Origin of the sequence: Thermogemmatispora aurantia (assembly GCF_008974285.1) — a bacterium.
Taxonomy (GTDB): domain Bacteria; phylum Chloroflexota; class Ktedonobacteria; order Ktedonobacterales; family Ktedonobacteraceae; genus Thermogemmatispora; species Thermogemmatispora aurantia.
Window position 1 is genome coordinate 60,905 of sequence record NZ_BKZV01000001.1, and the last position, 20,655, is coordinate 81,559.

The following is a 20,655-nucleotide window of genomic DNA, read 5'->3' on the forward strand; positions in this document are numbered from 1 at the left end:
TAGTCCTGTGATTAATCGCGATTATATTCTACGATTGATCGAGCAGTTCAGCCGCGTTTTAGCGCGTGTGCTTCTCTTACGCCAGGATTACCAGTATGAGGAGGCGCTCATATTGATCGATGAGCTTTTCCGGCAGACGCTAGGCCTGAGCTCTGAGTTCTTGCTGGCGGCGCCTGAAGAGATGCTCCTGGCTCTGGTGAAGCGTATCGATCTGCTCGATGTCGGGAAATGCCTCTGGATAGCTCTCCTGTTCAAGCTGGAAGGCGATGTTTATCAGGATCTAGAGCGCTACGAGGAAAGCTTCCCCCGTTATCTGCGCTCGTTACGCCTCTTTCTGGAGGCTGTTCTGTTGGAGGAGAATCCGCGCCAGTCAGATTTCTTTGCCGAGATTGAGGAGCTGCTGACGCTGCTGAGTCGCCATGAGCTGCCTGCCTCGCTGCTGACGCGGATCATGCTCTACTATGAGAGAACTGGACGTTATGCCCAGGCAGAGGACGCGCTCTTCGAGGCTCTGGAGGCGCCCGATAGCAGTGATGAGGTTTTCGGGCAGGGATTGGCCTTTTACGCTCGCTTGCAGGGGAAGAGCAATGCCGAGCTGCGAGCAGGCAATTTCTCGCCTGAGGAGATCAAGGAAGGGCTGGCAGATCTCCAGCGTTTACAGGAGGTGCGCCGTTCTCCTCCCTCAGCAGAGTAAAGCAGGCAGGCAGAGCAGTTGGCTGTCGCGGCCCGCTCTTGCGTCAGCTGGCCCTCAGCGCTGTCCGTGAGGTGAGAAAATGTCGTTAGTAGAGACGCCTAAGCAGTCGTTTGCTCCCGCCACCTATCCCCGTTCGACGGTGGCCACAACCTGGCGCTGGCTCTGGCCAGATGTGCTGATCCGCATCCTCCCTCTGAGTGGCATCCCCCTGCTTTGGCTGATCTTCTCGCACCAGCCGCCGGCGGAACTGGGCCTGAGCCTGCCAGCGGCCCTCGGGACGCAGCTGGCCCTGGGGCTGGGTCTGGGCAGCCTGATGGCTTTGCTGGCTATGCTCTACCGCAGTCTGATCGTGGGACCGCGCTTTCAACGTCCGACGCCAGGCGACCATCTACTGCAGGCACTCTACTACCTCTTCATTAATGCTCCAGCCGAAGAAGTCTTCTTTCGCGGCTTTTTGTTGCACCTGGTCTGGCAATGGACAGGCTGGAGCGGCTGGGGCTGGCTGATTAGCACTCTGGTGTATACGCTCTACCATCGCCTGGGGGGTTGGAACTGGCGCAGCATCGCGGGCGTGGGCCTGGCCGGGATGGCCTTTAGCACTCTCTACCTACTACAGCCCACCCCCCCATCGCTGCTGAGCGTGGTCCTGGTGCACGGCCTCACCACCTGCGGCTTTCTCAGCTGGGGGGATGAGTTCCTCTATCAACGCTGGCGCCGTCGTCATAGCCAGGATCTGCCCGCCTCCAAAGGCTGAGGCAGAGAGAGCAAGACGAGACTCACGCTTTGCAATGGGAGCTTGCTGCGGCTGTTTGGCACTTCCTGGGGCTGTTGAGATCTGTAAACCCCAGCCAGGCTTGATCGTCTCTGCCCTCTGCAACACGGGTCCAGGGGAGAAAGCCACGAGCATAGAGTTGGTCAGCTTTTATCTCACCCAGCTCCAGTCGGCCTAGTCATTCGCAGACAGAGTGCTTTCTCCCCCGATTGGGCCGTCCCTAGAGCGGTGGCTTCCCTTGCAGGGAGAAAGTATGATATCCTTGACTCGCCAATCAAGCAAGTCTCTACCTTATCGGTCTGGAGGTTCATTCGTTGAGAGTCGTTGTCACTGGTGGAGCGGGTTTCATCGGCTCCCATCTGTGCAAACGTTTGCTAGAGGCCGGCCATCATGTACTCTGTGTGGATAACCTGATCACCGGATCAGAAAGAAATATAGCTGAATTGCGCCATTATCCTCATTTCACTTTCCTCTATCACGACGTTACGCAGCCTTTCGCTTTTGAGGCTGAAGCGATTTTTCATTTAGCCAGCCCGGCCAGTCCCGTGGGCTATATGGAGCACCCGATAGAGACCATCCTGGTCAATAGCCACGGCACTTACCTGCTGCTAGAGGAGGCCCGGCGCCAGCAGGCCCGTTTTCTGCTGGCCTCTACTTCGGAGGTCTATGGTGACCCGCTGGAGCACCCGCAGCGCGAAGACTACTGGGGCCATGTCAACCCGATCGGCCCACGTGCTTGCTACGACGAAAGCAAGCGGCTGGGTGAGACGTTGACAATGGAATTTTATCGCCAATATCGTACAGATGTGCGCATCGTGCGTATCTTCAACACCTATGGCCCCAACAGCCAGCAGAACGACGGGCGCATGATTCCGAACTTTATTACCCAGGCTCTCAAGAATGAGCCGCTGACTATCTACGGCGACGGAAGCAAGACCCGTAGCATCTGTTATGTTAGCGACCTGGTCGAGGGGCTGATGCTGGCTATGTTCCACCCACAGACGACCGGCGAGGTTTTCAACCTGGGCAATCCAGAAGAGCATACCGTTCTGGAGTTTGCTCAGACCATTATCCGGCTTTGCCATTCCTCATCGCCCATTGTGTTTGAACCAGCCCGGGTCGATGACCCCGAACGGCGCCGTCCTGATATCTCCAAGGCCTGTCGCCTGCTGGGCTGGCATATCACTGTTCCAATGGAGGAGGGATTGCGACGAACGATAGAATGGTTTAGTAAGGAACAAAGTTCCCTCTCGGCGATCTCCTGACAGGTGCCCGCCCCGAGAGGAGCGTTTGCAACTATGGCAGAATTTAGCGCATTATGAGAAGCTTTAGCATCTTTACAAGAGAAGTCGGAGTTGATGTTTCTCGCTTCTTCCGTTTGAGAGCAACTTGGCGCTCCTTCCTAACAGCGGCCAATGCAGTTGGCCTGATAGGGGCCGCTTTAGCTCTCGGCTGTCTGCTCACTCTCCCCGCGCCGTGGAACATTCGTCTGCCGATCTATCTGATCCTCAGCGTCTGGGTCCTCCTCCGTCCCCAGGTCGCGCTCTACCTTCTCCCGTTAAGCGTTCCCTGGGGAGCACTTGACTATATCAGCCTTGGCTCGCTGCGTCTCAATAGCACCGATATCCTGGTGATTCTCCTGGCTGCCTCCTGGTTGGCAGGTCACGTCCTGCGTAGCGGCGACCAAACCAACGGACCGCGCAGCTACGAGCGGCAGGCTGTTCCGCCGCTGCTGCTGGTGGGACTGGCCGTACTGCTGATCAGCATGCTCGCTTCAATGACTGTGGCGATCAGTGTGAAATCAAGTGTCAAAGAAATCTTTAAGTGGATCGAGGTGCTGATCGTTGTTGTAGCCGGCAGTAGTTATATTCGCACGCGGCGCCAGGGCTGGACAATTGTGATTCTCAGCCTGGTGGCAGCGCTTTCGCAGGCAGCCCTCGGCTATTATCAGGAACTGTTCAACATTGGTCCCAGCAGCTTTGTGCGCGGCGAGAGCCTGCGTGTCTATGGCACGTTCAATCAGCCCAATCCCTATGCCGGCTATATCAATCTCTCGCTGCCTATCGCTCTAGCTCTGACCATTGCGGGCAGCAGGAAACAAACTCGCTGGCTGGCCGCCGGCGCGAGCGTGCTGTTGGCCCTGGCCGAGTTCTTCAGCCAGTCACGCGGGGGTTGGCTGGCCCTTATCACCGCCAGCCTCTTCATCTTGCTGGTGGGCTTGCCCAGCCTGCGCCCGTTTTGGCGCGTGCTCATCGTCGGCTTCGGGGCGCTGGTCGAGAGCATCTTGATCGGTATTATTCCGCAGAATCTCTTTATTCCATTGTTAAATTTCATTGGGGTTAACAACATCTCCTTCACACATCCTAGTGCTCAGCAGTACGCTACAGCGGAACGACTAGCCCATTGGCTGGCAGGGATTCACATGTTTCTTGATCACCCGTGGCTAGGAGTAGGCATTGGCAACTATGGTGATGCTTATCCGCGCTACGCGATCGGCATCTTCGTTATCCCCCTTGGTCACGCCCACAACTATTTCATCAATGTCGCGGCAGAGATGGGCCTGGTAGGACTGATAGCCTACACCTTCTTTGTTCTTGTCATCGCCGGGCTGAGTGCTCGCGCTTACCATCGCCTGCGGCGTGTCTATCGAGAGCTGGCTGCCAGTCTGGCGTCCAACAGTATGAGTGTCTCCGCCCTTCGCTGGCAGCAACGGCTCGCTCATATTGGCGATGATCAGGCTCTGGCCCTGGGAATCGTGGCTGCGCTCCTTACGGTTCTCGTGCATAACATGGTTGATAATCTCTATGTGCAAGGCATGACCAATCTCATGGCGCTCCTTTTGATTGTTCTGCTTCGCCTGGAGCGCTTGGCACTGGCCGAGCACCAGCAGCAGGGGCAGAGAGAGAGTAACCCTACTCAGGCAGCCATCCAGAACGCGCCAACACTGGCCGCGCGTACGTGACCTGGCCGGCCTTCTCTGCGTTTAGCAGAGAAGGGAAGATCTGGTCAGGGAAAGGAGAGAGGGACCTGCTGCTTAGAGATGAAGAGAAGGCACAGCCCTAACTCTGAGCAAGCAGGCCCTGTCAGGTTTCAAAGTCGGCCCAGGCCAGGCGCCAGGCGATCTATGAGAGGCGATCCCTTAAGCAGGCTACTCGATGAGATGAGAAGAGCGCACGTGTGCGATTGAGAAGAGAGCCGCCGCGCCGGGAACTCTTCCTCCCGCGGGAGAGGGTCGCTTTTGCCGGTTTCCAGCGCCCGAAATCTCAGAGCACACTGCACTGTGACTCAGCATGTGCCTGCGCCAGGTAGCTTCGATGCCTGCGAGGTGAGTGAGGGGCGCCCGGGTCTGCCCAGACCAGAGAGGAGAAGAGCAGGCCCGTAACTAAACAAGGAGAGAGCCAGGTTGGTCATTTGTGGCCAAGCATAAGCACGTACAGGGAGAAGGATCTCCGAAGGAGTCTGCACTGATGAGTCAGTGGTTTCAGCACGGCAAGGATGAGGCCGAGAGAGAGCGTACAGGCCGCCCCTTGGAACAGGCGGCACTCTTCCAGGAAGGGGCAGTAAGCGAGGCCCCTCTGACAATCGATGAACACAACGAGCAGCCCATTACAGTAGAGCAACTCTCGCTTGGTAAGCGTTTGCTGAATTGGCGTACCATTGTACCCCTGGTCGTTGTGCTGCTGGCCCTGCTGATCTTCTTAAAACAAGAGAAGATCAATCTCCAGCAGACCTGGTTAGCTATTGAGGCGGCCAATCCTCTCTTTTTCGCCCTGGCCTTTGTGATCTACTACCTCTCCTTTCCTCTGCGAGCCTGGCGCTGGCGCATTCTATTGCGGAACGCCGGCCAGGGCCAGGGAGCAAAGAATGAAATGCGCCTGCCGCCTTTCTGGAAACTGGTAGAGATCGTCTATATCTCCTGGTTCGCCAATGCCCTGGTGCCAGCCAAGCTCGGCGACCTTTACCGGGCCTATCTGCTGCGGCAGGAGAGCGGTTGTTCAGCGACACGCACCTTCGGCACTGTATTGGCGGAGCGTCTGCTCGATCTCATGGTGCTGCTTTGTCTGTGTATTCCGGCCTTGATGATCAGCCTCCATGAGCGTATGCCCTGGCAGGTGCGTTTTGGTTTGATCGTCACCCTGGTCGCAGTACTGGTCGGTATGGCCGCCCTGGGACTGCTGCGATGGCTGCACGAACCGATCGGGAAGCGCATTCCGGCACGCTTGCGTGGCTACTATGAACATCTGCAGGGGGGCATCCTCGGCTCCTTTCGTCATCTGCCTACCCTGGGCCTGCTGACCCTGGCCATCTGGAGCTGTGAAGCACTGCGTTTCTTCTTCGTGGTCCTGGCGCTACAGCTCCTGCAAGGTCCCTTGCTGCACCTGTTGGCGGTGGCGATCCTCATCGCTCTGGTTGAGGCCCTGCTGACGGTCATCCCTTTCACCGGGGGAGGCGTGGGCCTGGTCGAAGGAGGAATGATCGCTATGATCGCTCTCTTCCGCCCTCATGCCACTAGCCTGGCCCTGGCGGCCATCGTGCTGGACCGCACTATCAGCCTGCTCAGCATCCTGGTGATCGGCTTTATCGTCTTCTTCATCGCCTTCGGGAGACAAACAGCAAAGCAGTCCCTAGATGCTTGACAGAGCCAACTCACCAGTCTTATAATCTCCCCGTAGGCCCGCGGGATGGCTTAAACGGACATCAAGACTGCAAGGGCTCCACTCTGACCAACCTTCAGTCAAACAACAAGGCAGAGGAGCCCTCACCCCCACAACCGTTTGGGGATGCGTCCAGGCACACATGCCGACGCAGACACAATGGCAAACAAACACCATCTCGCAACCAGGCCGAGAGGGGGGGGAGTCCTGCTGTCGGAAGTCAAGGTTAGCGAAAATGAGCCGTTCGAGGCTGCGCTGAAACGCTTCAATCGCAAGATCCAGCAAGACGGCATTCTCGCCGAGGCGAGACGCCGAGAGCACTACGAGAAACCAAGCGTAAGGCGCAAGAAGAAGGAAGCAGCAAAGCGTCGCAAGACAGCCCGTAAAAATAAGTAGTCCGTAACCCCTGTCGGATTACGCTTGAGCGGTCGATACCCTGCAGAGCAACTATATAGTTGCAAGTATACGATGTGTAAGGATCACGCTTGAGCGCTTAAAGGGCAAATGCAGAGAACAATGCATGCGAAAGGCAGGTGCTTTTCCGACAGGGGTTTCTTTTTGGCGCGCCGCTGGTTCGACTGGTAAATCTGCCCTCTGCACTTGTGCAGACCCTGCTTTACTTAGGTCATTTGCTTCCGTCACTGCACGGCGACTTCCGGCTGGCCGGCTCGCTCGCTTTGGCCAATCAACCAGTCAGAATGCAAAAGAAGCAAACAAGAGCGCCAGGCAAGTTACTACCAGGATTACTGCACAGTTCCTGCCAAGAATGAGGGGCCTTATGGACGAACAGCTGTCGCAAATTGTTGACCTGTATGTCACGCTGGAAGATGTGGCACTGAAGCGCTCGTTCGATGAGGCGCTAGCCTTGGTCGATCTGGATGCCTTCGCCCGCCGCGCCCTGCTAGAGGCCGGGGTAGACCAGCCCGTGATGTTTACCTTGATGGTCACAGACGACGCTACGATCCAGGAGATGAATAACCAGTACCGCCAGCAGAATAAGCCCACCGATGTACTCTCTTTCCCGCTCCTTGATCAGCCGCTGGTCGAGGCCCCCGCAGAGTTGCTCTGGCAACCGCCCGAGCAGCCTGCCAATTTAGCATCAGAGGCCGCTGCCTTCACTCCTCCCCCATTCATAACCCCTCCAGGCCAGCCGACAAACCTGGGCGACATCGCTATTTCCTGGCCCACCGTGCTCCGCCAGGCTGCCGCTGCTGGTCATAGCCCTCGACAAGAGTTCCTCTACCTGTTGGCCCACGGCATCCTCCATCTGGTCGGCTACGATGATCAGACGCAGGCCGGCTATGAGACAATGGTCCGCAAGCAGGAGGCAATCCTGGCGGCCACAGGAGAACACGTCAGCGGCTTATGAGCAAGTTGAGCGATCCCAGACGCGCACCTCGCAGCGCCTGGGGCCGTTTCCTAGCCGGTTTTACCTACGCTTTCAGGGGCCTCTGGTACGCCTTACGCACTCAGCGCAACTTCCGTGTCCATACCGGCGTTGCCTTGCTGGTAATCATCGCCGCCTCACTCCTGCGCCTCTCTCCTATCGAGTTTGCGCTAGTGGCGGTGGCGATCGGCAGTGTGTTCATTAGCGAGCTGGTGAATACCAGCATTGAACTGTGCCTTGACCTGCTGCATCCCGAATACCATCCCCTGGTGAGGGCCGCCAAGGACGTGGCCGCCGGGGCCGTACTGTTGAGTGCGTTGCTCGCTGTGGCAATCGGTGTCTGCGTCTTCGGGCCTCATCTCTGGAGCTGGTGGCACACCCTACGGCACTGAGTCAAGAGGCGGTTGCCACCCTCTCCCGGTTGTGCCGCTTCCACTCCGCTCTGCTCTCTTCCTTACTCTGGACAGTTGTTCGCCCGTTCTCTTGGCCCTGCCACCTCTCCTCCGGTTAACACGCCCTGGAGAGGATTGAGATACTTGACAGATCGCAAGAGAGATTGCTATCATCAAAGAAGAGGGCACAGGTCACCGCCTTACTTCCGTAGCTCGTGGCCTGCGTCGATCCTGCGCCCGTAGTTCAGTTGGATAGAACAGCGACCTTCTAAGTCGCCTGTCGCAGGTTCGAGTCCTGCCGGGCGCGCTTCATTTGCTGCATATAAGGAGAGGGAATAGATCTCGACCGGCCTCTCAGCCGGTCGGTCTTCTCCTCTCCTTTTTTCCTTGCCGGTGGAGATTACCCCTGAGCGAAGGAGGCAGTCAGCGAAATTTTTTTACAGTTTCCTGACGGTTTCTTGAACATCAGCCCCTATAGTTAGCGAAGGGAAAGCAGTGTGCACCTCCGCCGGGCTGAGACCTTTGCGACTCTGGCCCGGCTGACGACACGCTAAGGCAAGCGCCTGTACGGAGGACAGAGAGGCCTGACAGGAGCGGCCATCATCCCAATCTAGCGCTAATGCTGCGCCTCTCTGTGGCTCTGCTCTGGTTAGCTATCCCATTCCCGCGAAGGGAGATAATCTGTGCATTGTGATCCATGCTCCAGAGGCCCTGCGCCCGGATGGCCATGCTTTGGTCTGCTCGTCGGGCTGATCGCCACCATCGTCTTTGTAGTAACTAGCTGCAGCACGGGCAACTCATCGACGGCGATGAGCAATTCACCAGCGCCAACACTCCGGCAGGTACTTGTTCTGCCCAACGTTGGAACTCAGGACCTCAACTATCTCGATCCAGCCCAGGAGCCGGATGCCAACGATCCAGCCCAGGGACCTGATCCAAACTCGGCGCTCGCTCTGAGCATGCTCTACAGCGGCCTGGTGCGGACTGACAAGAATCTGAACGTGGTCCCCGACCAGGCCAGCTGGGAAATTTCCCCCGATGGACGAGTCTATACCTTTCATCTGAAGCCGAACATCGCCTTTTCGGACGGCACTCCGGTCACAGCGGCCAGCTACGTCTATTCGCTGACACGCGCTCTGCTGCCCGAGGTGAAATCTCCTCTGGCCGCGGTTCTTGAGAAACCGATTGTTGGAGCGAGCGCTGTCATTAGCGGGAAGAGCCGGGTCCTGGCCGGAGTACAGGCGGTCGACCGCTATACACTGCGCATTACGCTGACACGACCGACTCCTTATTTCCTAGCTTCGCTCACCAACGAACTCTTTTTTCCTGTTAATCAGCAGCTGATCGAGCGCTATGGCCAGAGCGACTGGACCGAGCATGCCGTAGGCAACGGCATCGGCTGCGGGCCATTCATGGTGAAAGCCTGGGAGCACAATGTCAAAATGATCCTGGTGCCGAATCCGTACTACTATGGGGCCCGCCCACGCCTGAGCGAGATCGATATGATTTTTGTGAATGACCCGGCAACCGCTTATCAACAGTATCGCGCCGGGCAGTTCAGTTTGATCTGGAATATTCCTCAGAGCGATCTACCAGCAGCTCGCGGTTTGGCCGGTTTTGTCTCTAATCCGCAGCAGGAAACGGATATGCTCTTCTTCAATACCCACATGCCACCTTTCGATAACGCTACGGTGCGCCAGGCCTTCGCTTATGCACTGGATCGAACCACGCTGGTGCAGACACTCCTCAAGGATGCAGCGACCTTGGCCCCAACACTGATCCCCCCCGGTCTGCCAGGTTATCAAACGGACTACCAGGGACTGCCATTCGACGCCGAGAAGGCTCGTGAATTGCTACGCTCGGTCTACCCCGACACGGCTCTGATGCCGCCTATTGTGCTGACCTATCCGACCGCGCTGCTCTCGCGCGCTGAGGCCAATGCTCTCTGCAGCATGTGGTCAAGCGTTCTCAATATTTCGGTTAAACCGCTGCCGGTCGAGCTGAATGCCTATACCGATGAGCTGAGCCAGCACCAGGTTCAGCTGGGCTTCATTCAATGGTACGCGCTCTACCCTGATCCCCACAACTGGCTCGCTCCTAACCTGCTCTCTGGCGCTCTCCATAATGAGTCGCTCTGGCAAAACCAGACCTTCGATCAACTGATCACCCAGGCCGATCAAACGAGTGGAGAGGCCCGCTTTGCTCTCTACCAGCAGGCAGAACAGCTAGCTCTCGAAGAGGTAGCGATACTGCCCCTGGACCATGAGACCATCAACGCCATTATTCCCCCTTGGGTGCACGGGATTAGTCTCAATGCTCGCGGCCTCTATGTGGAGGATTGGTCACAGGTCTATCTCTCGCCACATTGAGTGAGCATAGCCCGCCATCGGCCAGAGGTAGCCCTGCGCCAGGTGGGGGGAAGTAGCAAGCAAGAGCCAGTAGATAATAGAGGGACAGAACAGCTCTAACACGATGGTGATGGCCGCGCCGACTGACATTGGCGCGGCCATCAGATACGACCCTCCGCGGGTCATCTCCCGCCTGCTTTTTCCCCTGCTTCAGCCATCCATCATAGCTTACCTCGCAGCTATGTTCCAGAGGTGAGGGAGTCGAAGCGTTCGGGACCACAGGCCAGCAGCAGCGGAGAACGCCGTCCCGTGCAAATCAAATCGCTGATCAGCTGACCAGTGATGGCACTCAGCATCACCCCAACACTGCCATGCCCGGTCGCTAGAAGGACATTCTGCCAGCCAGGGAGAAGGCCCAGGATTGGCAAGCCATCAGGTGTGGTTGGTCGCAATCCAGCCCAACTGTCTTCAAGCGTGGCGTCAGTCAGCATCGGCACTAGACGCCGCGCCTGCGCGAGCAGCCAGGCTACTCCCTCGGTAGTCACGCGCGCCTCAAAGCCGGCCTCCTCACGCGTAGCTCCTACTGTCAGCGAGCCATCTCGCCGAGGAATAAGGTAGATGGCCCGGCCAAAAATAAGGTGACGGAGCGCCGGCAGCCCCGCCGGCGGGCGTAAGCTCAGAAGCTGCCCCCGCACCGGTCTCACTGGCACAGCATAACCCAGCCAGGCACAGCACCGGGCACTCCAGGCCCCCGCCGCAATCACCAGGGAGCCACAGCTAATCTCTTCACCCGTCTTAGTCTGGACAGCCAGCACCCGACCAGCGCGCTGGCGCAGGCCACATACTTCGCAGCTTTCGTAGCAACGGGCCCCAGCCTGACGAGTAGCCCAGGCAAGCGCTTTGAGTAGCTCCCTGGCTCTAAGCTGCCCCTCCTGGGGAGCGTAAACAGCCCCCTCGACCTCAGCGCTGAGCAGCGGCTCCCGCCGCCGCGCCTCTTCTCCACTGAGCCAGCTCAGCTGCAAACCTAGCGGTTGCCAGTACGCCAGCCGCCGCTGCAGACGCGCTACCGCCCGCGTCTCGCAAGCTAGACGCAAGGCCCCACGCTGCTCAAGCTCGATTTGAAGACCGCTGCTCGCCTCCAGCTCGGCCACCAGCTCCGGCAGGAGCGAGCAGCCCGCGAGCAATAAGGAAGCCATAGGGCCTGGCCCATTGAGTGGGCCAAGTGGAGCCAGCAGGCCCGCCGCCGCTGCTGAGGCCCCAGCGCCGACCTTCGCTTGCTCCAGGAGACAGACGTCAACCCCAGCTCGGCGGAGATAGTAGGCAATCGACCAACCAATGACTCCAGCCCCGATAATGACTACATCTGCTTGATCATGCATTCTCCTCTCCCCATTCTTGACCGCTGATACCCTCTTGCCCACGCCAAGGAGAAGTATAGCGCCTTTCCCCGGCCCGAGCATAGCCCAGGGACCTCGGTAAGCCGATCAATTTTCTACTACAGCAGTATCTCATGCTAAATAATCTCTTCAATTTATAACAACTTGATATATTGTTAGCTTGTATTAGTGCTTTAAAATAAGTAAGGGATAGGAAAACAGAGTTCCCCGTTGAAAAGTCAACAATAAGGAGGATAACGACATGTTCTTCCATGTACAGAAGCTCATCAATGAGATCATTCCAGATGAACCAGATCCGGCAGCGGCCAATGCTCTGCAAGAGGGGTTAGGTGGTCAGTTTGGTGAAATGCGTACAATGATGCAGTATTTGTTCCAGAGCTTCAACTTCCGCGGTAAGGCCAAGCCCTATCTCGACCTGATTCAGGGCATTGGGGTCGAAGAGATCAGCCATGTCGAGCTGATTGCCACCACCATCAACCATCTCCTGGACGGCTCGCCGCGCTATCGGGGAGAGATCCCGGCCAATGGAGCCACCCCGCTCAACATTGCTCTCAAGGAGGGCAACATTCACCACTTTCTGGTCGGAGCGCAGGGAGCGCTGCCCATCGATGCCGCCGGCAACCCCTGGTCAGGCTCTTACGTCTACAACAGCGGCAACCTGGTGCTCGATCTGCTCAACAACCTGGTGCTTGAAGCCACCGGGCGGCTCCAGAAATGTCGTCTCTACGAGATGACCAACAACAAGACCGCGCGTTCTACCATCGCCTATCTGATCGTGCGTGACGAAGTGCACGAGAAAGCCTATGCCAAAGCACTTGAGACGCTTGGAGTCCAATGGGGCAAGATCCTGCCCATTCCCAAGTTTGACGCCAGCAAGATGCCTGAAGTCAAGCGTCTGATGGACATGGGCCTTCATAACCAGCTTCACCACTGGCGCCTCGACGGCTCGGAGATGAGCAAGATCTTCCATGGCCCCTCACCAGCACAGGACGGTACCTTGACCACCACCCAGAAGCCGCCCGAGGGGGCCCCCATCAAGCTTGGCGAGGCCCGTCCCGAGGAATTTGCCCCGGGCCTGACGTCGGAGCTGGAGAAGCTGATTCAGCAAATCGAGGCCGTCAAGGTCTGAGAGCAGTAGGGCATGCGCCAGCCGGGCCAGGCTGAAGCGCGAATGGAACGAGCAAACCGACCTCAGCAGAGAAACGACAACTGGGCCTGCTCTCGCCAATTCATCGCCCGAGAGCAGGCCCAGTTTCTTGCCTCCTTCTTATCCCATCGGCAGCCTGCTACGAGGAGCCGGCTCGCTCACGCCTACCAATTGAGAGACAAGGGCTGCAATTCGCGAGAGGTAACAGAAGCGCACCCTCCCTTCCGCTGCTGCTCTCACCTCTTCTCGTCTGTCGCCAGTTTAGCAGTCGATCAGGTAGGCAGACAGGCACGAGCACAGCCAGTGAGCCAGCCCCAATCACTGCAGCGAGCGAGCAAAGGCTTCGAAGAGGCGACGCTGTTCCTCGGTCAAGTGAGTTGGCAGAACCACATTCACCTCAGCGTAGAGGTCGCCACGCTGATCCGGCTGTCCCAGAACCGGCATGCCCTGGCCACGCAGGCGGAAAGACTTGCCATTGGGGGTCTCCGGCGGGATCTTCAGTAACAGGCGACGGCCTGACGGCGTCGGCACCTCCACCTCGCCACCCAACATAGCCGTTGTCAGAGGGACATCGACCCGCGTACGCAAAATCGTGCCCTCACGAGTAAAGCGCGGATCAGGCCGGACATGGATACGCAGATAGAGATCGCCGCGCCCAGCAGCCCCCGGGAGTCCTTGGCCAGGGATGCGGATGCGTGCACCATCCTCGACACCGGCTGGGATCTTGACCTCCAGACGGCGGCGGCTGCCATCGAGATCCTCCAACTCGATCATACGGGTAGCGCCGTCGTAAGCCTCCGCCAGCGATACCTCTAACACTGACTCCACATCGCGCCCAAGTGGAGCCTGACGCCCGACAGTGCGGCCTGTCCGTGCCCGCCCACCGAAGGGACTGCCGAAGAACATCTCGAAGAAATCGGAGAAGGGCGAAGCGCCACCGAGCAGATCCTCCAGATCCTCCTCGGTGATCGTCTGATAGCGATATCCGCCAGAGCCAGAGGCACCCGGCCAGCGCCCATAGCGCTGATAATAGCTGCTCAGCTCATCATACTTCTTGCGCTTCTCAGGATCAGACAAGACCTCGTAGGCCTCGTTAATCTCCTTGAAGCGCTCTTCTGCCGCTTTATCTCCTGGATTTACATCAGGGTGATACTGGCGCGCCAGCTTGCGGTAAGCCTGCCGGATGGTCTTATCGTCGGCGTTACGATCTACACCCAGGATCTTATAATAATCTTTGTAGTCGACAGCCATAGGTGCCTCCCCCCAGGAAGATGTGAGCTACAGGCCCTTCAATCAAGCAACCAACTAACTACTTAACCGCCCATTCAGCCCTCCACGGGCCTGACCCATACCCTTGAATAGGAACGACCGCCTGCAGAGTAGTGGTGAGACGGAGCACTCCCAACGTAAGCACGCCCCCACTCCCTTCCCCTGTAGGAAGGCAGGGAAGCCACATGTGCAGGAAAGGAGCCATCACGAGCGACCAAGTAGGCAAGCAAACACATCAGCATCTCACTCAACGGACCTGACGCCGGCGTCAGTCACACGAAGCGGCAGCGGAAGGAGGACGGCGGGAGCCAGCACCAGTCCGCTGCTGAGAGGAGACAGTCTGCTTGGTGGGCGGTTCAGTAACATTGGCCGGCCAGCTCATCAGGCAACGAGCGAGCAGAGATCGTGATACCTCTTACTTGCATTCGGGCAGTCTGGACCGCTGGTGAGCTGGCCGGTCCACCTGCACAGGTGGGCGGCCTCGTTCGTCAGCGAGCCTGAGCAGCCGAACGGGGCCGCCTGATGCAGGGCAAGAGCCAGCCAAGCCAGCCAGCCAGAGACGAGGTACCAGAGTACCCCCGGGGAGCGGCTCAGATCTCGCGATACTCACCCTCGATGGGACCAGAATCGCCACCATCGGAGGGGTTCGAGCTGGAGGATGAGCCGCTGCCCGGAGCAGCACCGGCACTGGCACCAGCCTGGCTGTAGATCTCCTGGCCGATGCGCGACAGCGAGCGCTCCAGTTCATCGAGCGTGCTACGCACACGAGCGACATCGCTGCCTTTGAGGGCCTCTTTCACCGCCGCAATGTTGCTCTCCACCTCGCTGCGCAGACTGGCCGACACCTTATCGCCCATATCGCGCAGCGTCCGCTCAGCCTGATAGGCCACGCTATCAGCGCGGTTGCGCAACTCGATCTCCTCACGGCGGCGCCGGTCCTCTTCCGCATACTGCTCGGCCTCGCGCACCATGCGCTCCACTTCCTCCTTGCTGAGGCCGCTAGAGGCAGTAATCGTAATCTTCTGCTCGCGACCGGTGGCCTTATCGCGTGCCGAGACATTCAGGATACCGTTGGCATCGATATCGAAGGTTACCTCGATCTGCGGCACCCCACGCGGCGCGGGCGGGATACCCTCCAGGCGGAAGCGGCCCAGGCTCTTGTTATCGCGAGCCAGCTCGCGCTCGCCCTGCAGCACATGGATCTCGACTGCCGTCTGATTATCCTCGGCGGTGCTGAACAGCTCCGTCTTGCGCGTTGGAATCGTTGTATTACGCTCGATGAGCTTCGTCATCACGCCGCCCAGTGTCTCAACACCCAGCGACAGCGGCGTGACATCGAGCAGCAGGACGTCGCGCACCTCACCCTTGAGCACACCAGCCTGGATCGCCGCACCAATCGCCACCACCTCGTCCGGGTTGACGCCCTTATGCGGCTCCCTGCCGAAGAGGCGGCGCACCATCTCAATGACCGCCGGCATGCGCGTCTGACCACCGACCAGCACCACCTCGTTGACATCGCTGGGGCGAATACCGGCATCGGCCAGAGCCTGCATCACCGGCCCGCGAGTGCGCTCGATCAGATCGCTCACCAACTGCTCCAGCTTGGCGCGCGTCAAGGTCATCATCAGATGCTTGGGGCCATTGGCATCAGCACTAATGAAGGGCAGATTGATCTCCGTCTGCAGCGAGCTGGACAGCTCAATCTTTGCGCGCTCAGCGGCCTCCTTCAGGCGCTGCAACGCCATACGATCCTGACGCAGGTCGATGCCATGCTCCTTGCGGAACTCATCGGCCATCCAGTCGATAATGCGCTGATCGAAGTCATCGCCACCCAGGTGCGTATCACCATTGGTAGCCTTCACCTCGAAGACGCCATCACCGAGCTGCAGAATCGAGATATCGAAGGTTCCGCCACCCAGATCGTAGACAGCGATGATCTCATCCTTCTTCTTATCCAGACCATAGGCCAGCGAGGCCGCCGTCGGCTCATTGATGATACGCAGAACCTCCAGACCGGCGATCTTGCCGGCATCCTTGGTGGCCTGGCGCTGCGAGTCGTTGAAGTAGGCCGGGACCGTAATCACAGCCTGCGTAATCTTCTCGCCCAGCTTCGCCTCGGCATCCAGCTTCAGTTTCTGCAGGATCATGGCCGAGATCTCAGGCGGGCTGTACTCACGGCCACCCATCACGACCCGTGCATCACCATTGGGCGCCCTGGTAATCTTGTATGGCACCAGCTTCATGGTGCGCTGGACCTCGGGGTCATCAAAGCGGCGCCCCATCAAACGCTTGACCGAATAAATCGTGTTCTCCGGGTTGGTGATCGCCTGGCGCTTGGCAAGCTGACCCACCAGTCGCTCACCTGTCTTGGTCACCGCCACCACCGAGGGTGTCAGGCGCGAGCCTTCGCTATTCTCCAGGACTACCGGCTCGCCCGCCTCCATCACCGCCACCACCGAGTTGGTCGTCCCAAGGTCAATGCCGATCACTTTAGCCATCGCTACAATCCCTCCTTCGTGGAGGAGAAAGCGCTCTTCTGAGAAGACTCTCTCCTCACACTACTCATGCTTTCACTCACTTCGTTCCTTCAAGCTCTTTCGTCATCTCGTCACTTCAACACCGTTATACCCACGTCGCCAGCCATAGCAGGGCAGGTCTCTGTCAGTACTTGTATCACATATCACAAAAACTGTCAAGTCAATTTACCCAAACCGTCAGATATGGAACCAGGCAGTTATGGAGCAGACGGCGAGGAAGGAGTAGACTGTGAGCCGGCCACAACGACTTGAGCTGGGCGGACAATCCGCTCGCCAAGCATGTAGCCGGGGCGCACGATCTGCAGGACAGTGCCCTCGGGGGCACTAGCCTGGGTATCGAGGGCCACGGCCTCGTGCAGGCGTGGGTCGAACTGCTCGCCCTGGCGCCCAATCTGACGGATGCCCAACTCGGCCAGGGTGCTGGCGAGGCGCCGGGCCACCAGGTGCAGCCCCTGAACCCAGGGCTGGTGGGCCAGTTCAGGGGGAGTGGCGCTGAGGGCGCGTCCCAGATCATCGAGCACGGGCAGCAGACGCCGCAGGAGAGCAATCTGGGCACTGAGGCTGGCCTCCTCCTGCTCCTGCCCCACACGGCGCCGGTAGTTGATAAAATCGGCCTGTGAGCGACGCAGCATATCCAGGTACTCTTCTGATCGCCGCTGCTCCGCGGCTAGCTCGCGCTCCAGGCGACTGACCAGTTGCGCTTTATCATCCTCCACGGCCTGCTGTGGCCTGGCTTCCTGCTGTCGCTCCTGCCCTTGATGCCACATTTCCTGCCTCCTCTAGCGCGAAGACGAGGCCAGCAGTGCTCCGGCACCCCCCGGCTGCCCCTGACCAGCCGCCTCGCGCAATGTCAGACCTGTAACTTTTAACTCTATCATAGTTTGTCAAACGCTCGCTGAACTGACGGGCATTTCTTTAGCAGAAGCTCAGAGAAATACGAGTCTTCTCTGCTCTCGTCCCGCCACCTCTTTCCTGTTTTCTGATCTTCGGAACACCCTTGCCGAGGCAGCCAGCTGCTTGCGCCCCCAACTCCCCCGTTTGGGCGTCCGCCCTCCCTCCCCCTGGGGTGGGGCGAGCGCCGTCGGAGCCGGACCGACACAGCGTGCGCGCAGGCAGGCAGCCTGCTCTCCCTTCTCCCCTCCATCCTCCTCTCTCTTCTACTCTGCTCACTCTCGCGCCGACTCAGAGCCTACCGCTCGCTCAGCGGGATCAGCCTCAGCGGCGTGCTGGTCTGCCTGCGATAGCCTGATGCGAGCTAGGGACTGCGACGGTTGCCCGGCAATGTCCGCCTGTCCACCCGCCGTCTCCTGCGAGCTGTGCTGCTCGCCAACTCCAGCTTGCTCGCTCAGCGCCCGGCGTACCTCGATACGCACTCCGGCACTTTCTCCGACCTCGCCCAGCCCCAGCACTTCGAAGAGCCGACGCATCTCACGCAGCGCATTCTCAGCACGCATTTGCGCCTCTCTTGCCTCCTGAATCTCCTGCTGGAGAACGCGGACATGCCTGCGAATCTGCATGATATAGCGAATGCCAACCGCGTTCACTCCCTGCTCATATAATTCGGCCACCTCTTCGAGGATGGCCAGATCACTATCGGAGTAGAGGCGATTCTTGCCGCTTTGACGCGCCGGCTCCAGGAGGCCCGCTTTTTCCAGCTCTCCTCCATAGCGTCGCAACATGTGCGGAGGCAGCCCCAGTAGCTCCGAGACAACCCCTATGGTGTACTTGTGAATTGTGTCTCTCGGCTCACCTGGGACTCTCGCAGATGGCCTGGATCGTCGCTTCATGCCAAGCCTCCTTCCTCAACGACCTCTGACCTGGCCCGCTGTGCCACGCTGTGCCATGCTGTGGGCATCACGCACGCCCCCTCACCCCCTCCCTCACCAACCCACCTCCCCACGAGGGGCGCACGCTCACCTGCTCCCCGCTCCCGGGACCTATCCATAGGATATACTTTCTAACAATTTTTGTCAAGTGATTTGTCCAAAAAATCAAAGGAGCGACTTTCAGACCGATGGCTGGCCCGACAAGATCAGACACAGCTGAGCACCTAAGACTGGAGCAAACGCGCCAGGGCCTCCGCCTGCTCGCTGAACCTGGCCAGGCGCTTTTTCTTGAGATTCTCGCGCAGAATCCAGGCAATATCTTTGTCATTCCAGCTGGCGCAGATCTGCATCAGCGCAAAGCCGTCCTCTGGGGCGGCAGCAGTGACGACGCTGAGACTGTAACCCAGAGTCTGACGCAGGGAGCGAAAAGCGGCTTGATGGCGATCCGCTGGCGTCAGCTGGTGCAGCCGCTCCAGAACCTGGCGATGAATGCTGAGAGCTGCTGTGACGAACCGATGCTCCAGGAGCAGCGATGGCTCAGCCAGGGCAGCTACTGCGGCACGCTGGTGCAACAGGAGGCCTTCGGCAGCCAGGCGACTGAGCTGGGCCAGAGTCTCTGCGCTGGCCGCAGGAAGCAGCTGCTGATAGGCCATAACTACTCCCTCGCGAATACGCCAGCAGGGAGAAAGCGCTCTCTCTTCTAAGAGGGCCAAAGCCCACGCTCGCCAGTCTGGCCGGACTGCCGCACAGGCCCCCAGGGCAATGAGACCACACAGGACGGTGAATTCGGCAGGGGTGTTGCTCTGCACGTCTTCGCGCTCTGTGCTCAGCAGATAGGTCAGGAGCGTTTCGACAGCTGGCTGATCATTGGACAGGTGCAAGGCGAGGAGATGCGCTAGATCATAGGCTAAGGCCAGATTGGCCCGTGGGCCCGGCAGATGGCTCTGCTCCCGCAGATAGAACTCCAGGAGCCGCGGTCTGCCGCGCAGGGCTTTGTCAATGAGCGGTTCTAGTGTATCTTGCATGCTGTTTCAGTTCCTTTGTCTACGCTATCAGGGTCGCTGCCCTGATTGTAGCACAGAGTCATCGCTGTCTCTAGTTGCTCCTTGCTCGTACTTACGGTTGTCTACTCCTATTCCACCAGACCAACTGGTGCTGGCTGTGCTCCTTTCTCAACCCTGACTCGCTCACCCACATTCGCGCCTCACTCTCACAACCTGGCCTCTAACTTCCTTAACCTTGACGTAAACGGTAAGCCTGTGCTACAATAATAACAGGCGGCTGGCGAAAGCGGTGTTGAAGAGCAGCTTTGCGCGGCTGCAACAGTCGATAGCCCTGGCCAGGCAGCCAGGTTGCCATGCGACAGCGCTCGTTCTCTTGCTGTAATTCGCTCTCCAGGAGGTCGCCTCAGCGATGGCTATGGCAGATGTGGCATGCTCCTCCGAGCAGACTGGCACTGGTAGACGACGCTTCTCTCCTCTTTTGACAATTGAGCAGGTGGCTTCTCGTACCGGTCTGACGAAGCGGACGCTGCGCTACTATGAGGAGCTGGGCTTGCTGCGACCCACTGGACGCAGCGATGGCAATTATCGCCTCTATAGCGAGGACGATGTGGAACGCGTGGAGCGCATTAAGGAGCTGCGCGATCTATTGGGCTTCTCACTGGCTGAAATTCGCGCATTCCTGGAGGCCGACGACGAGCGCGAGCAGCTCCGCGAGGCCTTCCGCCAGGAGAGCGATGTCGAGGCCCGCCTCGCTCAGCTTGAGCGCTGCGATACCTTGATTCAGCGCCAGCTGCAGTTGATTGAGCAGAAGATCACCGGCCTGGAACAGCTGCGCTCCAGCCTGCAAGCAAGGCTGGACCGCCACGCCCAACGTCGCGCTGAGTTGCTTCAGCAACGATCCTCTCTTGACAAGTGAGCTTTATGCTCCTTGTGCAAGTTTTTTGGCAACGTATATAGTTATATTTCTAATCATTAATACATAATGATGGCTGTCTCAGGGGAGCAGACCAATCCCTGAGCGTAGGCAGGTCAGGGGCACGGCCACCTGACAGATGCTTGCAGGTGCAGGGGCACATGAGGTCCCCGGCATAGTGTTTCCTTCCCGAAGGAGATGTGGACCGGAGAGAGCGGCGAGGTCATGCCGTTCGGTGTGGCTCGCGTGCCTTCCACTGGCGTTCCGGTCCACATCTTCTCCTTTCGTAGCTGATATTGCCTTGCCTCACCGGC

General features: G+C 58.7%; 19 protein-coding genes and 1 tRNA gene. 12 read left to right on the forward strand and 8 right to left on the reverse strand.

Annotated features, from left to right (window positions below; all coding sequences use genetic code 11):
• Positions 1–7 precede the first annotated feature (7 nt).
• From KTAU_RS00250 to KTAU_RS00295, 10 genes are all read left to right on the forward strand, one after another.
• Positions 8–694, forward strand: a complete 687-nt coding sequence (locus tag KTAU_RS00250) for a DUF6483 family protein (protein ID WP_151726508.1) — start codon at positions 8–10, stop codon at positions 692–694.
• Positions 695–773: 79 nt separating this feature from the next.
• Positions 774–1,448: a CPBP family intramembrane glutamic endopeptidase gene (locus KTAU_RS00255; protein ID WP_151726509.1), complete on the forward strand. Its 675-nt coding sequence runs from the start codon at positions 774–776 to the stop codon at positions 1,446–1,448.
• Positions 1,449–1,780: 332 nt separating this feature from the next.
• On the forward strand, positions 1,781–2,731 hold the full coding sequence (locus tag KTAU_RS00260; protein ID WP_151726510.1) for a UDP-glucuronic acid decarboxylase family protein: 951 nt from the start codon (positions 1,781–1,783) through the stop codon (positions 2,729–2,731).
• Between the two features lie 53 nt (positions 2,732–2,784).
• Positions 2,785–4,428, forward strand: coding sequence for an O-antigen ligase family protein (locus KTAU_RS00265; protein ID WP_151726511.1), 1,644 nt, complete (start codon positions 2,785–2,787; stop codon positions 4,426–4,428).
• Between the two features lie 505 nt (positions 4,429–4,933).
• Positions 4,934–6,103 (forward strand): lysylphosphatidylglycerol synthase transmembrane domain-containing protein, encoded by a 1,170-nt coding sequence (locus tag KTAU_RS00270; RefSeq protein WP_151726512.1) that lies wholly within the window; start codon positions 4,934–4,936, stop codon positions 6,101–6,103.
• 228 nt (positions 6,104–6,331) lie between these two features.
• On the forward strand, positions 6,332–6,517 hold the full coding sequence (rpsU, locus tag KTAU_RS00275; RefSeq protein ID WP_081839175.1) for a 30S ribosomal protein S21: 186 nt from the start codon (positions 6,332–6,334) through the stop codon (positions 6,515–6,517).
• A gap of 382 nt (positions 6,518–6,899) precedes the next feature.
• Positions 6,900–7,490, forward strand: a complete 591-nt coding sequence (gene ybeY / locus KTAU_RS00280) for an rRNA maturation RNase YbeY (RefSeq protein WP_170292946.1) — start codon at positions 6,900–6,902, stop codon at positions 7,488–7,490.
• Complete coding sequence (locus KTAU_RS00285; protein ID WP_151726514.1) at positions 7,487–7,900, forward strand: diacylglycerol kinase family protein; 414 nt, start codon at positions 7,487–7,489, stop codon at positions 7,898–7,900. The genes ybeY and KTAU_RS00285 overlap by 4 nt, the downstream gene beginning before the upstream one ends.
• Positions 7,901–8,133: 233 nt before the next feature.
• A tRNA-Arg gene (locus KTAU_RS00290) sits at positions 8,134–8,207 on the forward strand.
• Positions 8,208–8,583: 376 nt separating this feature from the next.
• Positions 8,584–10,269: a peptide ABC transporter substrate-binding protein gene (locus KTAU_RS00295; protein ID WP_151726515.1), complete on the forward strand. Its 1,686-nt coding sequence runs from the start codon at positions 8,584–8,586 to the stop codon at positions 10,267–10,269.
• On the opposite strand, the gene KTAU_RS00300 is transcribed toward KTAU_RS00295, so the two are convergent.
• Together KTAU_RS00300 and thiO are read right to left on the reverse strand one after the other, a co-directional pair.
• On the reverse strand, positions 10,243–10,434 hold the full coding sequence (locus KTAU_RS00300; protein ID WP_151726516.1) for a hypothetical protein: 192 nt from the start codon (positions 10,432–10,434) through the stop codon (positions 10,243–10,245). The two genes, KTAU_RS00295 and KTAU_RS00300, sit on opposite strands and share 27 nt — an antisense overlap.
• 53 nt (positions 10,435–10,487) lie before the next feature.
• Positions 10,488–11,627, reverse strand: coding sequence for a glycine oxidase ThiO (gene thiO, locus KTAU_RS00305; protein ID WP_170292947.1), 1,140 nt, complete (start codon positions 11,625–11,627; stop codon positions 10,488–10,490).
• Positions 11,628–11,886: 259 nt separating this feature from the next.
• On the opposite strand from thiO, the gene KTAU_RS00310 reads away from it, so the two are divergent.
• A complete protein-coding gene (locus KTAU_RS00310) occupies positions 11,887–12,774 on the forward strand; it encodes a manganese catalase family protein (protein ID WP_151726518.1) in 888 nt (295 codons plus the stop codon).
• Positions 12,775–13,110: 336 nt separating this feature from the next.
• Here the strand turns inward: KTAU_RS00310 and KTAU_RS00315 are convergent, their stop codons facing one another.
• The 6 genes from KTAU_RS00315 to KTAU_RS22125 form a co-directional block, all read right to left on the reverse strand.
• Positions 13,111–14,043, reverse strand: coding sequence for a DnaJ C-terminal domain-containing protein (locus tag KTAU_RS00315; RefSeq protein ID WP_151726519.1), 933 nt, complete (start codon positions 14,041–14,043; stop codon positions 13,111–13,113).
• A gap of 608 nt (positions 14,044–14,651) precedes the next feature.
• Positions 14,652–16,559, reverse strand: coding sequence for a molecular chaperone DnaK (gene dnaK, locus KTAU_RS00320; RefSeq protein WP_151726520.1), 1,908 nt, complete (start codon positions 16,557–16,559; stop codon positions 14,652–14,654).
• Positions 16,560–16,795: 236 nt separating this feature from the next.
• Complete coding sequence (locus tag KTAU_RS00325; protein WP_151726521.1) at positions 16,796–17,365, reverse strand: nucleotide exchange factor GrpE; 570 nt, start codon at positions 17,363–17,365, stop codon at positions 16,796–16,798.
• A gap of 399 nt (positions 17,366–17,764) precedes the next feature.
• Positions 17,765–18,385: a MerR family transcriptional regulator gene (locus KTAU_RS00330; RefSeq protein WP_151726522.1), complete on the reverse strand. Its 621-nt coding sequence runs from the start codon at positions 18,383–18,385 to the stop codon at positions 17,765–17,767.
• Between the two features lie 263 nt (positions 18,386–18,648).
• Positions 18,649–19,449, reverse strand: a complete 801-nt coding sequence (locus tag KTAU_RS00335; RefSeq protein ID WP_151726523.1) for a hypothetical protein — start codon at positions 19,447–19,449, stop codon at positions 18,649–18,651.
• A 208-nt stretch (positions 19,450–19,657) separates the two neighbouring features.
• Entirely contained in the window at positions 19,658–19,783 is a 126-nt protein-coding gene (locus tag KTAU_RS22125; RefSeq protein ID WP_265576079.1) for a hypothetical protein, read from the reverse strand.
• Between the two features lie 54 nt (positions 19,784–19,837).
• Here KTAU_RS22125 and KTAU_RS00340 point away from each other — a divergent pair, with 54 nt between their 5' ends.
• Entirely contained in the window at positions 19,838–20,344 is a 507-nt protein-coding gene (locus KTAU_RS00340; RefSeq protein ID WP_151726524.1) for a MerR family transcriptional regulator, read from the forward strand.
• The last annotated feature ends 311 nt before the right edge of the window (positions 20,345–20,655 follow it).

What these genes read in the sequence shown, in the direction of transcription:
- KTAU_RS22125 (WP_265576079.1), bottom strand. Translation starts at nt 19,783, where the DNA reads ATGGCAACCTGGCTGCCTGGCCAGGGCTATCGACTGTTGCAGCCGCGC.
- KTAU_RS00285 (WP_151726514.1), top strand. Translation starts at nt 7,487, where the DNA reads ATGAGCAAGTTGAGCGATCCCAGACGCGCACCTCGCAGCGCCTGGGGC.
- KTAU_RS00310 (WP_151726518.1), top strand. Translation starts at nt 11,887, where the DNA reads ATGTTCTTCCATGTACAGAAGCTCATCAATGAGATCATTCCAGATGAA.
- dnaK (WP_151726520.1), bottom strand. Translation starts at nt 16,559, where the DNA reads ATGGCTAAAGTGATCGGCATTGACCTTGGGACGACCAACTCGGTGGTG.
- thiO (WP_170292947.1), bottom strand. Translation starts at nt 11,627, where the DNA reads ATGCATGATCAAGCAGATGTAGTCATTATCGGGGCTGGAGTCATTGGT.
- KTAU_RS00255 (WP_151726509.1), top strand. Translation starts at nt 774, where the DNA reads ATGTCGTTAGTAGAGACGCCTAAGCAGTCGTTTGCTCCCGCCACCTAT.
- KTAU_RS00330 (WP_151726522.1), bottom strand. Translation starts at nt 18,385, where the DNA reads ATGAAGCGACGATCCAGGCCATCTGCGAGAGTCCCAGGTGAGCCGAGA.
- KTAU_RS00325 (WP_151726521.1), bottom strand. Translation starts at nt 17,365, where the DNA reads ATGTGGCATCAAGGGCAGGAGCGACAGCAGGAAGCCAGGCCACAGCAG.
- KTAU_RS00300 (WP_151726516.1), bottom strand. Translation starts at nt 10,434, where the DNA reads ATGACCCGCGGAGGGTCGTATCTGATGGCCGCGCCAATGTCAGTCGGC.
- ybeY (WP_170292946.1), top strand. Translation starts at nt 6,900, where the DNA reads ATGGACGAACAGCTGTCGCAAATTGTTGACCTGTATGTCACGCTGGAA.
- KTAU_RS00265 (WP_151726511.1), top strand. Translation starts at nt 2,785, where the DNA reads ATGAGAAGCTTTAGCATCTTTACAAGAGAAGTCGGAGTTGATGTTTCT.
- KTAU_RS00270 (WP_151726512.1), top strand. Translation starts at nt 4,934, where the DNA reads ATGAGTCAGTGGTTTCAGCACGGCAAGGATGAGGCCGAGAGAGAGCGT.
- KTAU_RS00315 (WP_151726519.1), bottom strand. Translation starts at nt 14,043, where the DNA reads ATGGCTGTCGACTACAAAGATTATTATAAGATCCTGGGTGTAGATCGT.
- KTAU_RS00340 (WP_151726524.1), top strand. Translation starts at nt 19,838, where the DNA reads ATGGCTATGGCAGATGTGGCATGCTCCTCCGAGCAGACTGGCACTGGT.
- KTAU_RS00335 (WP_151726523.1), bottom strand. Translation starts at nt 19,449, where the DNA reads ATGCAAGATACACTAGAACCGCTCATTGACAAAGCCCTGCGCGGCAGA.